At 75.9% G+C, this 11,991-nt stretch carries 12 protein-coding genes and 1 riboswitch; of the genes, 4 read left to right on the top strand and 8 right to left on the bottom strand.

All coding sequences use genetic code 11. From position 1 onward, the window contains the following. The first annotated feature begins 24 nt into the window (after window positions 1–24). The gene (locus ACH436_RS05420) at window positions 25–1,176 is read left to right on the top strand and encodes a PrsW family intramembrane metalloprotease (protein WP_430559172.1); all 1,152 of its coding nucleotides are present in this window, start codon (window positions 25–27) and stop codon (window positions 1,174–1,176) included. Here the strand turns inward: ACH436_RS05420 and ACH436_RS05415 are convergent. Beyond that, on the bottom strand, window positions 1,127–1,612 hold the full coding sequence (locus ACH436_RS05415; protein ID WP_430559171.1) for a DUF6069 family protein: 486 nt from the start codon (window positions 1,610–1,612) through the stop codon (window positions 1,127–1,129). The genes ACH436_RS05420 and ACH436_RS05415 overlap by 50 nt on opposite strands. Window positions 1,613–1,776: 164 nt before the next feature. Here ACH436_RS05415 and ACH436_RS05410 point away from each other — a divergent pair, with 164 nt between their 5' ends. Next, a complete protein-coding gene (locus tag ACH436_RS05410; RefSeq protein ID WP_430559170.1) occupies window positions 1,777–3,021 on the top strand; it encodes a sensor histidine kinase in 1,245 nt (414 codons plus the stop codon). An 80-nt stretch (window positions 3,022–3,101) separates the two neighbouring features. Beyond that, a complete protein-coding gene (locus tag ACH436_RS05405; RefSeq protein ID WP_430559877.1) occupies window positions 3,102–3,743 on the top strand; it encodes a response regulator in 642 nt (213 codons plus the stop codon). A gap of 3 nt (window positions 3,744–3,746) precedes the next feature. Here ACH436_RS05405 and ACH436_RS05400 read toward each other — a convergent pair whose 3' ends face one another. The 3 genes from ACH436_RS05400 to ACH436_RS05390 are packed head-to-tail and all read right to left on the bottom strand — an operon-like array spanning window position 3,747 to window position 7,353. Continuing rightward, window positions 3,747–4,553, bottom strand: coding sequence for an ABC transporter ATP-binding protein (locus tag ACH436_RS05400; RefSeq protein ID WP_430559169.1), 807 nt, complete (start codon window positions 4,551–4,553; stop codon window positions 3,747–3,749). Further along, complete coding sequence (locus tag ACH436_RS05395; protein WP_430559168.1) at window positions 4,553–6,289, bottom strand: ABC transporter permease; 1,737 nt, start codon at window positions 6,287–6,289, stop codon at window positions 4,553–4,555. The genes ACH436_RS05400 and ACH436_RS05395 overlap by 1 nt, the downstream gene beginning before the upstream one ends. Next, window positions 6,265–7,353: a thiamine ABC transporter substrate binding subunit gene (locus tag ACH436_RS05390; protein WP_430559167.1), complete on the bottom strand. Its 1,089-nt coding sequence runs from the start codon at window positions 7,351–7,353 to the stop codon at window positions 6,265–6,267. Before ACH436_RS05390 ends, ACH436_RS05395 begins: the two co-directional genes overlap by 25 nt. A gap of 71 nt (window positions 7,354–7,424) precedes the next feature. Next, window positions 7,425–7,529, bottom strand: a riboswitch (TPP riboswitch). 156 nt (window positions 7,530–7,685) lie between these two features. Here ACH436_RS05390 and ACH436_RS05385 point away from each other — a divergent pair. Continuing rightward, complete coding sequence (locus ACH436_RS05385) at window positions 7,686–7,952, top strand: DUF4235 domain-containing protein (RefSeq protein WP_430559166.1); 267 nt, start codon at window positions 7,686–7,688, stop codon at window positions 7,950–7,952. Between the two features lie 61 nt (window positions 7,953–8,013). Here ACH436_RS05385 and ACH436_RS05380 read toward each other — a convergent pair whose 3' ends face one another. From ACH436_RS05380 to ACH436_RS05365, 4 genes are all read right to left on the bottom strand, one after another. Further along, complete coding sequence (locus ACH436_RS05380) at window positions 8,014–8,793, bottom strand: PAS domain-containing protein (RefSeq protein WP_430559165.1); 780 nt, start codon at window positions 8,791–8,793, stop codon at window positions 8,014–8,016. A 149-nt stretch (window positions 8,794–8,942) separates the two neighbouring features. Then, window positions 8,943–9,863: a sulfite exporter TauE/SafE family protein gene (locus ACH436_RS05375; protein ID WP_430559164.1), complete on the bottom strand. Its 921-nt coding sequence runs from the start codon at window positions 9,861–9,863 to the stop codon at window positions 8,943–8,945. 189 nt (window positions 9,864–10,052) lie between these two features. Beyond that, complete coding sequence (locus ACH436_RS05370) at window positions 10,053–10,508, bottom strand: RrF2 family transcriptional regulator (RefSeq protein ID WP_430559163.1); 456 nt, start codon at window positions 10,506–10,508, stop codon at window positions 10,053–10,055. Beyond that, window positions 10,505–11,767, bottom strand: coding sequence for an AGE family epimerase/isomerase (locus ACH436_RS05365; RefSeq protein ID WP_430559162.1), 1,263 nt, complete (start codon window positions 11,765–11,767; stop codon window positions 10,505–10,507). The genes ACH436_RS05370 and ACH436_RS05365 overlap by 4 nt, the downstream gene beginning before the upstream one ends. Window positions 11,768–11,991: the final 224 nt, after the last annotated feature.

Raw genomic sequence — 11,991 nt, 5'->3', positions numbered from 1 at the left:
CCGGTCCCCCTAGGATCGGGGGCCATGCCGGCCCTGGACCCTCGCGCGATCCTCGACGGGCGGCCCACGCGCCGCCCGTCGGTGGGCGCCATCGTGACGATCGCGGTGTCGTCGGCGTGCCTGCTCGCCGCGCTCGTCGTGACGTCGGCGGAAGGGCCGACGTTCCTCGAGGGCCTGTTCCTCGCCGTCCTGCCCCTCCCGCTGCTGCTGGCCGGGATCCTCGCCCTCGACCGCCTCGAGCCGGAGCCGCCGGACGCCCTCGTGCTCGCGTTCCTGTGGGGTGCGGGGGTGTCGGTGCTGGTCGCGATGGGGATCAACACGGCCGGCCTCACCCTGCTGTGGACGCCGCTGCTCGGCGAGGAGGAGGGCTTCGTCGTGACCGCGGTGCTCACCGCACCCGTCATTGAGGAGACCCTCAAGGCCCTGGTGCTCGTGGGGATGCTGTGGTTCCGCCGGCACGAGCTCAACGGGCCGACCGACGGCATCATCTACGGCTCGATGGTGGGCCTCGGCTTCGCCACGGTCGAGAACATCCACTACTACACGGTGGCCGGGGCGGACGGGCTGGCCGCGACGTTCGTCGCGCGCGGGCTCCTGTCGCCGCTGGTCCACCCGCTGTGCACGTCGCTCACCGGCCTGGGGATCGCGACGGCGGCGCTCGCCCCGCGCGGCTGGGCCCGCGTGTGGCCCGTGCTCCTCGGCCTGCTCGGCGCGATGACCTACCACGCGCTCTGGAACGGCGCCGCGTCCCTCGGGCTCGAGGCCGTCACGGCGGTGTACCTGCTGGGGCTGGCGATCGTCGTCGGCCTGCTCGTCGTGGTGCGTCACGACCGTGCCCGCATCGTGGCGCTCGTCGGCGAGCACCTGCCCCGTTACGGGGCCGTGGGCGCCGTCACCCTGCCGGACGTCGTCATGCTCACGTCGCTGGCGCGGCGCCGGCAGGCGCGGGCCCAGGTCCGTGCCGCGGGAGGCCCCGGCCCGGCCCGCGCGATGCGCGACTACCAGCAGGCCGCGACCGAGCTGGCGATGCTGCACCGCCGGCTCGACCGCGGGCTGGTGGACCAGGCGGCGTTCGAACGCCAGCGCGGCCCCCTGCTGGCGCTCATGCTCGCCGCCCGGAAGGTCGTCACGCCGCTCTGGCGCCCGGACGCCCCGCCCCGCTCAGACCCAGCATGATGACGCCGCCCACGGTGAGGTGCTCCAGCAGGAGCAGCGCCGTGGCGCCGGGGTTCGCCGCCCCCAGCGGGCCCAGCAGGGACACAAGCAGGACGGCGCCGCTGAGCACCAGCCACGCGGTCCGGCCGCCGCCCGGACGACGCAGCAGGAGGGCGCGGACGCCCCAGCCGCCGAGGGCCGCCGCGAGGCTCGTGCCGATCACCAGCGGGATCGTGACCTCCAGGGTGCCGGACCCGGCCCGCACCTGCGGGTCCACGCCCGCCAGCGTGCCGACGAGGAAGACGACCGCCCCCGTGAGCACGGCGCCCACGATCACCGTGCGCGGGCGGTTCCACCACGCCCGGTCGCGCCACGAGCGCCCGGCGGGGCCGCCCGGTGCGCCGTCCTGCCTCGTCGGCCCGGCGCCCCCGTGCTGCGTCCTCTGCGTCGCGTCCATGTCGTCCCCTCCTCGGTGCCGGCGCCCTGCCGGCACGACGACCCTCCCGCGCGGCTCACCTCCCGCGCGCCCTCCCGTGGTCGGTCGTCGCCCGGCCGCCGGTCGGGCGCACCCCCGACTTTCGTCGGTGTCGCGACCCGGCGACCCGCCGTAGCGTCCCGGTCATGACGCCCACCGGCACGACCCCGCAGCCCGCCGCCCTCGGCGCCTGGGCGGTCGACGCGCCCTGCCCGCCGGACGCCCCGGGACCGCCGCCCGCACCGCGCACCGTCCTCGCGACCGCCTGGGTGCTCGTCGCCGTCCTCACCGCCGCCGCGACGGCGGCCGTCGTGACCGCCGCACCGGACACCGGGGCCGCCGTCGGCACGACGCCGCAGGTGCCCGCCGCCGTCGACGTCGCCGTCGGGCTGGCGGCGGTCGCCCTCGTCCCGCTGCTCATGACCCGACGCAGCGTGCCCGCGGCGCTCGTGCTCGCGGCGCTGGCCGCGGTGTCGGGGGCGGCGACGCCCGCGGCGACGGTCGGCACCCTGCAGGTCGCGCGCTGGTACCCGGTGCGCACGGCGGCCTGGGTCGCGGGAGCGGGCGTGCTGGGGCACGCCGTCCAGGCCCTGTGGCGGCCGGTGAGCCTGCCGCTGGGCTGGTGGCTGCTGTGCGACGTCGCGGTGCACGCCGCGCTGTTCGGCTGGGGGGCGTACGGCCGCGAGCGCGCCCTCGTCCTGTGGTCGCTGCGCGACCGTGCGCGTCGCGCCGAGGCCGAGCAGGAGCGCCGGGTCGCCGAGGCACGCATGGCCGAGCGCACCCGCATCGCCCGCGAGATGCACGACACGCTCGCCCACCGCCTGTCGCTCCTGGCGGCCACCGCGGGCGCGATGGAGTACCGCCCGGACGCCGACCCGGCGCAGCTCGCCGCCGCCGCCGGACGGGTCCGCGCCGGGGTGAGCGACGCCCTGGAGGACCTGCGGCAGGTCATCCGCCTGCTGCGCGCCGGCCCGGACGACCTCGGCCCCGTGCCCGGCCTCGACGACGTGCGGCGCCTGGTCGACGACTCCCGCGCCGCGGGCACCGACGTCACCTACGAGCGCGAGGGCGACCCCGCACCAGCCGCGGCCCCGCCGGCCGCCGTCGCGACCGCGGTGTTCCGCGTCGTGCAGGAGTCGCTGACCAACGCCCGCAGGCACGCGCCCGGTGCCGCCGTCCGCGTCACGGTCTCGACCGCGCCGGGCGAGGTCCGGGTGCGGGTGTCCGACGACGGCGCGCCCCCCGGCGCGGTCCCCCCGGAGGGCGTGGGCACGGGCACGGGCCTGGTGGGGCTGCGCGAGCGGGCCACGCTGCTGGGCGGCACGCTGGCGGCCGGCCCCGCCGCGCCGCGCGGCTTCGCGGTGGAGGCGTGGCTACCGTGGGACGCGTGACGACGACGCCCGGCCCCGGCCCGCTCCCCGCCGCCGGCCCGGTGGACGGCTCGGCGGGCCCGGCCGGCGGCGCCGCGCCGGTGCGGATCGTGCTGGTGGACGACGACGCCCTGGTGCGCGCGGGCCTGCGGCTCATGCTGGACGGGGCGCACGGGATGCAGGTGGTGGCGGAGGCCGCCGACGGCGCGGACGTCCCCGGGGTGCTGGACGCGCACCCGGCCGACGTCGTGCTCATGGACCTGCGCATGCCGGGCGTCGACGGCATCGCCGCCACCCGGCGGGTCCGTGCCCGGCCGTCGCCGCCCGCCGTCGTCGTGCTCACCACGTTCGACACCGCCGAGGAGGTGGGCGGGGCGCTGCGCGCCGGGGCCGCCGGGTACCTGCTCAAGGACATGCCGCCGGCGCGGATCGCCGCCGCCGTGCACGCCGCGGCCGCGGGTGAGCCGGTGCTGGCGCCGGACGTCGCGCGGCGGCTCATGGCCGCCGTCGCCGGTTCCGACGGGTCGCGCGACCGCGCTCGCGCCGCCCTGGACGCCCTCACCGCCCGCGAGCGCGACGTCGCCGTCGAGCTCGGCCACGGCGCCTCGAACGCGGACATCGCGGCCCGCCTGTACCTCAGCGTCCCGACGGTGAAGGCGCACGTGTCGAGCGTGCTCGACAAGCTCGGGCTGGAGAACCGCACGCAGGTCGCCCTGCTCGTGCACGACGCCGGCGAGGCGTAGGGCTCAGCCCGCCGTCGTCCCGACGCCGTCCTCGTCGCGGGCCGGCACGGCGACCGTCTGCCCGGCGAGGCCCAGGAACTCCGCGACGCGTGGCGACGCGGGCGCACGCAGCAGCACGTCCGGTGCGTCCACCTGCAGCAGGTGGCCCGCGTCCATGACGGCGACGCGGTCGGCGACGGTGAACGCCTCGTCGTGGTCGTGCGTGACGAAGACGGCGGTGGTGCCGGTGGCCTTGAGCGTGTCGCGGACGTCGACGGCGAGGCGTTCGCGCAGCCGGCGGTCCAGGGCGGACAGCGGCTCGTCGAGCAGCAGCAGGCGCGGGCGGGGCGCGAGGGCGCGGGCGAGCGCCACCCGCTGCTTCTCCCCGCCCGACAGTGTCGCGACGGACCGGCCGGCGTACCCGGCCAGGCCGACGTCGTCGAGCAGCTCGGCGACGCGCGCGGCCCGCTCCGCGCGGGGCAGGCCCTGCGTCTCGAGCCCGTAGGCGACGTTGCGCCCGACGTCGCGGTGCGGGAAGAGCTGGCCGTCCTGGAAGAGCAGCCCGAAGCCCCGGCGGTGCACGGGCACGCCCGCGAGGTCCTCGCCGTCGAACGCGACGGTGCCGCCCGCGAGCGGCTCCAGGCCGGCGACGGCGCGCAGCAGCGACGACTTGCCGCAGCCGCTCGGGCCGAGGAGCGCGACGATCTCGCCGGCGGCGACGTCGAGCGAGACGCCGTCCACCGCGACCGCACCTCGCCGCCGGCGCGTGGCGCCGTACCGCACGACGGCGTCGCGCACGGCGAGCCCCGTCGTCTGGCGGGCCTGCTCCATCAGAACTCCCCTCCGGGCCGGTCGCCGCGTAGGCGCTCGGCCACCATCATGACGGTCGCGGTGAGGACGGCCAGCACCACGGACGCCGCGAGCGCCATCCCGTAGTTCTCGGCCCCGGGCCGTCCGATCAGGCGGTAGATGACCACCGGCAAGGTGGCCGTGTCGGGGCGGGCGAGGAACGACGTCGCGCCGAACTCGCCGAGGGAGACGGCGAACGCGAACCCGATCGCCAGCCCCAGCGACCGCGCGCCCAGCGGGCCGTCGACGGTCCGCAGCACCCGCCCGGGCGCCGCGCCCAGGGTGGCCGCCGCCTCGCGCAGCCGGGGGTCGATGGCGCGGAGCACCGGCAGCATCGTCCGCACCACGAGGGGGATCGCCACGACCGCCTGCGCGATCGGCACCAGTGCGCCCGAGGTCCGCAGGTCGACGTCGAGCCCCAGCGGCCGGTCGAGCGTGATGAGGAAGCCGAAGCCCACCGTCACGGCGGAGACGCCCAGCGGCAGCATGAACGCGGCGTCGAGGACGCCGACCGCGCGCCGCATCCCCGCCCGCCGGGGGCGCCGCGAGACGACGAGCGCCACGAGCCCGCCCACGACGACGGCGATCACGGCGGCCCACGCCGCGGTCCGCAGCGAGTTGCCCAGCGCCTCCCACACCGTGACCGTGAGGGCGTTGCGCCCGCCGGTGGTGCCGAGGGCGACGTAGTTGTCGAGGCCCCAGGACCCGTCCGGCGCCCGCAACGACCGGGTGACGAGCCCCGCCATGGGCAGCACGAGGAGGCCGGCCACGACCACGAGGGTGAGGAGCGCGGGCACGACGTCCGAGCCGTCCGCGCCCGCGCGCAGCCGCAGCCGGTGCGCGGACACCCGGTCGCTCGTGAGGTGCAGCGCCCGCTCCCGGCGGGCCCGGGCCCGGGAGCTGACCAGCAGGGCGCCCGCCACCACGACGAGCTGCAGCACGGACAGCACGGCCGCCGAGCGCAGGTCGAGGAACTGGGTGGTCCGCGTCCAGATCTCCGTCTCGATGGTGCCGTAGCGCAGGCCGCCCAGGACGAGCACGACGCCGAACGCCGTCGCGCAGAACAGGAACACGACGGCGGCGGCCGACGCGATCGCCGGGGCGAGCGCGGGCAGGGTCACCGTGCGAAACGCGCGCCAGGGCGTCGCGCCGAGCGCGCGGGCCGCCTGCTCCGCGCGCGGGTCGAGCCGCTCCCACATGCCGCCGACGGTGCGCACCACGACCGCGTAGTTGAAGAAGACCAGGGCCAGCACGATGCCGGCGAAGCTCTCCTCCAGGTGCGCCCAGCCGAGCAGCCCGCCGGGCGCGAACAGCGCGCGGAAGGCGACGCCCACGACGACGCTGGGCAGCACGAACGGCACGGTCACCAGGCCTCGGACCAGGGTGCGCCCCGGGAACCGGCACCGGTACAGCACGTACGCGCCGGGCAGCCCCAGCAGCACCGACAGCAGCGTGCCGGTGAGCGCCTGCGCCAGCGTCTGGCCCACGATCCGCCAGGTGCGCTCCTGGGACAGCACCTCCGCGAAGCCGGACAGGTCGAGCGCCCGCCCAGCCGGCGTCTCGGTGAAGAACCCCTGCAGGACGAGCGACACCACCGGCCACGCGAAGAAGATCGCGAGGAAGCCCAGCGGGAGCGTGACGGCGGCGCCCCAGCCGAGCCAGGCCCCCCAGCGGCCCGCGCGGACGCCGCGCGTCAGCCGACGACGGTCGACGTCCACTGCTCGATCCACTCGTCACGGTGCGCGGCGACGTCCGCGGGCGCCACCTCGAACGGCGTGTCGGCCAGGGGCGCGAACCGCTGCCAGTCGGCGGGCAGCTCCACGTCCGGGTCGGCCGGGTACATGTACATCTGGCCGGGGACGTCGGCCTGGAACTCGGGGGACGTCAGGAAGTCGACGAGCTGCTCCGCGCCCTCGGGGTTGTCGGCGCCGGAGAGCACGCCCGCGTACTCGACCTGGCGGAAGCACGTGTCGAGCATCGCGCTGGTCGTGGAGGACTTCCCGTCCTCGGTCACCGTGAAGGCGGGCGAGGTCGCGTACGACAGCGCGATCGGCCGCTGCCCGCCCTCGCCGGCGCCGGAGAAGTCCACGTAGTACGCGTCCTCCCAGCTCTCGGCGACCTTGACGCCGTTGTCGCGCAGGTCGGCCCAGTAGGCCTCCCAGCCGTCGGTGCCAAAGGCGCCGATCGTGGCGAGCAGGAACGCGAGGCCGGGGGACGACGTCGCCGGGTTGGTCACGACCGTGAGGTCCGCGTACTCCGGCTTCACGAGGTCCTCGAGCGTGGCCGGCGGGGTGACGTCGTGCTCGTCGAACCAGCCGTCGTCGAGGTTCAGGCACACGTCACCCATGTCGACCGGCGTGAGCGTGCCCGCCAGGTCGTCGGGGGCGTAGGCCGCGACCTGCGGGTCGAGGTCGGCCGGCTGGTACTCGGCGAAGACGCCCGCGTCGACGGCGCGCGAGGCGTACGTGTTGTCCACGCCGAAGACGACGTCGCCCAGCGGCGCGTCCTTGGTGAGCACGAGCTGGTTCACGAGCGTGCCCGCGTCACCGGGGGCCACCTGCTCGACGGTGAGGCCGGACTCCTTCTCGAACGCGGCCAGCACGTCGTCGGAGACGGCGAAAGAGTCGTGCGTCACGAGCGTCACGGTGCCCGACGCCGCGCCGCTGGCGTCGCCCGACGGCGTCCCGCCGCCGCACGCCGCCAGGAGCGGCAGCAGCGCCACGGCGCCGACGGCCGCCGCCGTGGTCCGGGCCGTGCTCGTCGACGTGGTCCTGCGGGTCATGCTGTCCTCCTCAGGGTGCGAGAAGGGGGTCCTGCGGGCACCCGGCACCGTCGTGGTGCGGCCGTCCGCAGGGAACGAGATTCCCGACTTCCTCCACCGGTGCTAACCGGATCAGGTTCGAGGGTCTGCGGCGGTCCGCACTCTCAGCGCCGGTGGGCGCTCCCCTGTCGTATCACCACGAGCCTACCCGTCGGGGCCGCGCTACCGTGGTCCCGTCCTCGGCCTCGGGGTGTGACGTGCCTGACGTGCCGTGACGCCCGCCAGGTGGCCGTGGACGCGGCAGGAGACCAGTCCCCGGGCGCACCCGGCCGGGACAGAGCGAGGGAGAGCACGTGACGGACAGCGAGCAGCCGCTGGGCGTGAAGGTCGGCACGGTGGTGCTGACGATCGCCGCCGGATGGGCGGCGCAGAAGCTGATCGGGGTGGTCTGGGAGAAGACGACCGGCAGCGTGGCCCCGACCAACGTGGACGACGACGAGCTCTCGATCATCCAGGCCGTCACCTTCGCCGCCGTCTCGGGCGGGGTCGCGGTGCTCGCGAAGCGCCTCGCCCGTCAGGGCGCCGTGCGCGCGGCGGCGCGGTTCGTCCCCGGTCGCTGAACCTCCCGGGGCCGTCGCGCGGGCCGCGTCGGTGACTCGTCGGTGACTCGTCAGTGGCTCGTCAGTGGCTCGCGCGGGGGCGCCGGCGGGCCAGCTGTGCGTCGTGACCGTGCGGCCGTTCCACCGGCCGCACGGTGGCGAGCGCCCGGCTGATCCGGTCCGCCGCGTCTTGCGCCGGCGGCGCCGAGCGGACCACCTCGGCCGCCGTGAGAGCCGTGTCCCGGTCCCCGACGGGCCGCGCGAGCTCCTTCATCACCTGCTCCCCCGCCGACTGGGCGGAGATCCCTACCTGCGCGCCGGCGTCCGCGAGCACCTCGGTGGCGACCGACTCGTCCACCCCGCACACGGCCATGATGGCGCCCTTGGCCTGCTCCGCGGCCGCGGCCGCGACGAACGCGCGCGAGACCGCGCGGTGCGCCTCGCGTTCCAGCGCGTCACGCACGACAGGGCTCGCGTCGATGACGTAGCCGACGATCTGCGACGACGCGCCCTCGGCCCCGTGCCGCGCCTGCCCGGTGACCACGACGGTATGGGTCCGGCCGTGGTCGTCGACGACGCGATGGGCCCCCGAGAACGGGCGCCCCGCACCCAGCGCGACCACCGCCGTCCGGGAGAGCCGCTCACGGTCGTCCGGGTGCAGGTGGGCCCGGAGCACCTCCGGCCCCGGAGCGACCTTGCCGGGCTCGCGGCCGAAGATCCGGAAGACCTCGTCCGACCACCACCACTCGCCCGTGATGACGTCGACCCGGTACCGGCCCACGAGCAGCTGGCTCCCGGCGCCCAGCAGCTCCGCGAGGGCGACGAGCTCGCGGCGCGGTGCGTCGTGCGGCGTGCTGGACATCGAGGCTCACCCCCCAGTGCCGTGCAGCTGGGTCCGGCGCGCAGTTCTCCTGGCTCCACCACGGTACCGGGACGGCGCGACAGCGCCACCGCACGGTGGCTGCCGTGCGGTGCCGCTGTCGAGGAACCCGGGTGTCTTGCGGGCGGCGGTCAGGCCACCGGGGTGGTGGCCGCGGGCTGCGCGGCCGCCTCGGCCCGCTCCGCGGCGACCGCCTTGCGGTGCTGGGTGAACGAGTAGGCGACGGCGGCGGCCCACCCGACGGCGACGATCCCGAGGACGAGGCCCCGGACGCCGTCGCTCACCGTGAACGAGTCGAGGTTCAGCAGGGTCCGCGTGTTGGTGAGCACGATGATGCCGCCGACGGCCGACCCGAGGACGCGGGGCGGCACCAGCCGGACCAGCCACGCGGCGATCGGTGCCGCGATCAGGCCGCCGATGAGCAGGGCGAGCGCCCAGGTCGGGTTGATGCCCGCCGTGCCGAGGCCGAAGAGGAAGCCCAGGCTCGCGGCCACGGCCACGAAGAACTCGCTGGTGTCGATCGAGCCGATCACCTTGCGCGGCTCCATGCGGCCGCTGGCGAGGATGGCGGGCGTGCCCACCGGCCCCCAGCCGCCGCCACCGGTCGCGTCCATGAACCCGGCGACCAGTCCGAGCGGGGTGAGGAACCGCTTGCGCAGCGGCTGGCCCAGGCGGTCCGTGCGCAGGCCGCGGAGCGTGAACCGCAGCAGCACGTAGAGGCCCAGCCCCAGCAGCAGGATCGACATCAGCGGCTTGGCGATCTCGGTCGACAGCCAGGACAGGAACGTCGCACCGGCGAACGCGCCGATCGCGCCGGGGATGCCGATCCTCGTGACGACCTTCCAGTCGACGTTCCCGAACCGCCAGTGCGAGACGCCGGAGGCCAGCGTCGTGCCGACCTCGGCGAGGTGGACGGTCGCCGAGGCGGCCGCGGGGTTGGTGCCGATCGCGAGCAGCAGCGTGGTCGAGGTGACGCCGTAGGCCATGCCCAGGCTGCCGTCGACGAGCTGCGCACCGAGGCCCACGAGGGCAAGGAGGACGAGAGTCCGCACGGGGGTTCCCTCCGTTTCGGCGCGGCAGCGGGTCCGCCGCGTCTGAGGTGAAGTTACCCGATCGGCTCTATCGGATTCAACGGTCTCACGAGACCTATTCGTATCGTGAGACGGGTTCGGGGTGCGCCCGGGTCGACGGCCGGCAGCTCCGGGAGGCCTGCCGCGCCGCTCAGGTGGTGTGGGTGGTCCTCAGGGGTTGACCCAGGCCGACTCCTGCTCGGTGAGCCGTCGCACCACGTCCGGGATCTTGCCGGACGCGAGGTCTGCCAGGGTGACCTGCTCGAGCACGGCCCGCACGTTCACCCGCAGCGCCACCCACACGTGCAGCAGCGACGCGGCCGCGCCGGTGTACTCCAGGTCGGAGGGCCGCGCGTCGCGCACGAACACCAACGGACCGTCCACGGCGCGCACCACGTCGGCGACGGTGACCCTGTCGGCCGGGCGGGCCAGCACGTACCCACCGCCGGCCCCACGACGGCTCGCGACGATCCCCTCCCGCCGCAGGTCGCTCAGGATGGCCTCGAGGAAGCGGTGGGGCACCTGCTGCGCGCGGGCGAGGGCCTCTGCCGGGACCGGGCCGCCGTCGGACGTGGCGAGCTCGGCCGCCGCCCGCACCGCGTAGTCGGCCTTCGCGGAGATCCTCACGACGCCGTCCCCGAGTCCCCGAGGCGCGCGCCGGCCAGCAGCGGACCCGCGGCCCGGGCGGACGCTGCGAACGACCCGGTCAGCGGCAGGTCGGGCAGGATGACCGCCTGCGCCGCGTGGTAGATGTCCGGCTTGCCGACCCACGTGCGACCTGCGGGGCGGTTCTCCGTGTCCAGCTCGTGGAACCAGGAGCCGCGCTCGTGGTCCACCAGGTGGGTGTCGATCCACGCCCACCACCGGTCGGCGAGCTCCGCGTAGCGCGCCTCTCCCGTCGTGCGGTGCAGGACGTCGGCGGCGGCCGCGGCCTCCGCGGCCACCCAGTGGAAGCGGCGGGCCTCGACGGGGTCGCCGGACCAGTCCGTCGTGTACACGAACCCGCCCCCGGACTCGTCCCAGCCGTCCGTCACGGCGCGGTCGAAGAGCTGCCGGGCGGCGTCCGTCCTGCGCCCCGGGGTGGCCCCGGCGACGTCCACCTGCAGCAGCAGCCGCGCCCACTCCAGCCCGTGGCCCGGGGTGGCCCCGTAGGGCTTGAACGGGTCGTTGGGCCGGTCGGCGTTGAACTCGAGCTGCGGCCGCCACGCCGTGTCGAAGTGCTCCGGGATCCGCCAGCTGTTCCCCGACGCCCAGCCGATCACGCGGTCGGCGACGACGGCCGCCCGGTCGAGCCACCGGCGCTCACCGGTGGCGTCGTGGGCGGCCAGGAGCGCCTCGACGGAGTGCATGTTCGCGTTGACGCCGCGGTACGGGTCGACAGTGCCCCAGTCCGGAGACCGCTCGTCGAGGTGGAGCTGGTGGTCGGCCTCCCAGAAGCGCTCGTCCAGCACCGCGAGGGCGGCCTCGAGCAGGGTGACGGCTCCCGGCGTGCGCGCCACGGTGCCGGTGGAGCCGGCCAGGACCACGAACGCGTGACCGTACGCCTGCTTGGTCGCGTCGCTCGTGGCGCCCGGGCCGCGGGACGCCAGCCATCCCCCGTGGTCCGGGTCCGCGAGCGTCCGGGAAAGACCGGCGATGCCCCGTTCGACGAGCGCATCCGCCCCGTCGACGCCGAGCAGCTGCCCGAGCCCGAAGGAGTGCGTCATCCGGCACGTGATCCACAGGTGCTCGGGCTGCCCCGCGTCGACGACGCCGGCGTCGTCCAACCATCCCGCGGCGCCGTTCTCACCCAGGGAGGGTCGCGCGAAGCTCAACAGGCTCACGAAGTGCTCGGCACGCCAGGACGGCGTCGGACCCTCGGCAGGCAGATGCGGTGCTCCAGTCACCGGACGAGCCTATCGGCACGGGCGCCGCACCGTCCCGGCCCCCGACAGATCTCCGCGCGGCAATCGGGGTACGACCCTCAGGCGGCGCGAGCTCTCGGGGTGCGAGCTCCGCCCGGGGCGGCGTCGTGGTCGGGGTATGCGAAAGGCCCACCCCGGGTGTGGGGTGGGCCTTTCGTGAATGGGTGTCCGGCGGCGTCCTACTCTCCCACCCCCTCGCGAGGGCA

This window comes from Isoptericola sp. NPDC019693 (genome assembly GCF_044389085.1).
Taxonomy (GTDB): Bacteria; Actinomycetota; Actinomycetes; order Actinomycetales; family Cellulomonadaceae; genus Isoptericola.
Note: the sequence above shows the minus strand (reverse complement) of the source record. Positions and strands in the feature narration are given on the sequence as shown.

Coding starts and splice junctions, on each gene's coding strand:
- ACH436_RS05400 (WP_430559169.1), bottom strand. CDS start 4,553: ATGGAGCAGGCCCGCCAGACGACGGGGCTCGCCGTGCGCGACGCCGTC.
- ACH436_RS05410 (WP_430559170.1), top strand. CDS start 1,777: ATGACGCCCACCGGCACGACCCCGCAGCCCGCCGCCCTCGGCGCCTGG.
- ACH436_RS05420 (WP_430559172.1), top strand. CDS start 25: ATGCCGGCCCTGGACCCTCGCGCGATCCTCGACGGGCGGCCCACGCGC.
- ACH436_RS05380 (WP_430559165.1), bottom strand. CDS start 8,793: ATGTCCAGCACGCCGCACGACGCACCGCGCCGCGAGCTCGTCGCCCTC.
- ACH436_RS05415 (WP_430559171.1), bottom strand. CDS start 1,612: ATGGACGCGACGCAGAGGACGCAGCACGGGGGCGCCGGGCCGACGAGG.
- ACH436_RS05390 (WP_430559167.1), bottom strand. CDS start 7,353: ATGACCCGCAGGACCACGTCGACGAGCACGGCCCGGACCACGGCGGCG.